Raw genomic sequence first — 323 nt, 5'->3', positions numbered from 1 at the left:
AGGAGTTCTCGCATTTTAAACATAGTAGAAGAACATAATAGAATACTAATGAGTTGCCCATAAAGGTGACATTCTAAGCGTTCTTGTTTAATAGATTTACAACGATGAATTTGAAACCAAGATTTCCATATTTTAAATAACAGTTCAATTTGCCAACGCAGTGAATATAGATCATAAATTTTCTCTTTTGGTACCCATTCCGTAGGAATGTTTGTCATATATACCGTAATGCCTTGTAAAAGTTTTGTACGCTCTGTATATGTAATTCCTTTTTTCTTTTCGCGAATAGCTCGATCACGTAGGCGTTTCTGTTTTTGCTCCTC

General features: G+C 33.7%; 1 protein-coding gene. It reads right to left on the bottom strand.

Annotated features, from left to right (window positions below; all coding sequences use genetic code 11):
- Positions 1-323, bottom strand: a 323-nt coding sequence (locus JDS81_RS29925; RefSeq protein ID WP_199688700.1) for a transposase, incomplete at both ends; no start/stop codon positions are given.

Origin of the sequence: Bacillus cereus group sp. N31 (assembly GCF_016483245.1) — a bacterium.
Classification (GTDB): Bacteria; Bacillota; Bacilli; order Bacillales; family Bacillaceae_G; genus Bacillus_A; species Bacillus_A toyonensis.
This window is presented reverse-complemented; position numbering and strand designations above follow the sequence as displayed.